Annotated in this window: 1 protein-coding gene; it reads right to left on the reverse strand. The window is 67.2% G+C overall.

Annotation, left to right across the window (positions count from 1 at the left end; genetic code table 11):
* The coding region (locus FNJ47_RS46075; protein ID WP_163163415.1) for a putative bifunctional diguanylate cyclase/phosphodiesterase at nt 1-1388 on the reverse strand (1388 nt) is incomplete at both ends.

Consider the following 1388-nt stretch of genomic DNA (forward strand, 5'->3'; position numbering starts at 1 on the left):
TTGAGGTCGTCGGGCCATTTTGCGGCCTCCGCACACGCGGTACGCAGCACCCATTCGCCGAGCGGCACGATCAGGCCGGTCTCTTCCGCCAGCGGAATGAACTGCACCGGCGACACCATACCGTGTTGCGGGTGATGCCACCGCAACAGCGCTTCGAAGCCGCAGGTCTCCCCGCTCGCGACGTGGATGAACGGCTGATAGTGCAACTCGAACTCGCCGTTGGCGAGCGCGCTGCGCATGTCGCGCTCGAGGCCGCGCCGGGCCTGCAGCAGCCGGTCGAGCTCCGGCTCGAAGAAGCGGAACGAGCCGCGCCCGGCGCTCTTGGCCGAATAAAGCGCAAGATCGGCGCTTCTCAGGACCTCGTCCGAATCGGTACCGTCGCGCGGAGCGATCGCGATGCCGATGCTGGTCGTGGTGGTCACCCGGTGATGGCCGAGATCGATCGGCACGCTGAGCGCCTTTCTGATCTTCTCGGCGAGCAAGCCCGCTTCCGGGACCGGATCGCTGACGTAGTCGATCACCGCGAACTCGTCGCCGCCGAGCCGCGCGACCAGCGTGGTTTCGCCGACGCACCTGCGCAACCGCGCGGCCACCGACTTCAGCAGCGCGTCGCCTGCCGGATGTCCGAGCGTGTCATTGACGTCCTTGAAGCGATCGAGATCGAGCATCAGCCCCGCAAGGCTCGGCCCGCCGCACCTCGCGCCGGAGAGCGCCTGCTCCATCCACTCCCTGAGCAGCACGCGATTCGGCAGATCGGTCAGCGCGTCGTGTTGCGCCATGTAGGTGATCTTTGCCTCGGAGCGCCGCTGCTCGGTGACGTCGCGATGCGTCGCCACCCAGCCGCCGCCGGGCATCGGCTGCCGCGTCACGCAGATCAGCCGGCCGTCGGCGAGCTCGTCGACCCGGCTGCTGATCTCATCGGCCGGCAACGCATTCAATGTCGCGAGCACCTGCGTTGCGGCGCTGTCGCTGGTCTCGCCCTTGAGAATGCCGTTGGCGATCCGATGCGTGATGATCGCGCGATGCGCCGCGCCGGGCAGCAGCAGCTCGGGCGGCAGCCGATACATCTTGGCATAGCGGTCATTGCACACGACGAGGCGTTTCTCCGCATCGAACATGCAGAGGCCCTCACCCATGTGGTTCATCGCCGTATCCAGCCGCAACCTCTGCTCTTCCAGCTCCTTCTGCGACGCCTCGACCTGCTGCCGCGCCAGCGAAAGCTGGCTGATGATTTCCTCGAAGCGGCGCGTGCGCAGCGCGAGGCGGCGGTCCGCGAGCACGCCGACCAGGCTCATGCCGAGCACCGAAAGCGCAACGCCCGCAATCACGATGGCGAGGAACGCGGGAGAGAGCGACAAAGCCGCCGGCGTCAGCAACGGATCCGGAAC

Source organism: Bradyrhizobium uaiense (assembly GCF_010811875.1).
Classification (GTDB): domain Bacteria; phylum Pseudomonadota; class Alphaproteobacteria; order Rhizobiales; family Xanthobacteraceae; genus Bradyrhizobium; species Bradyrhizobium uaiense.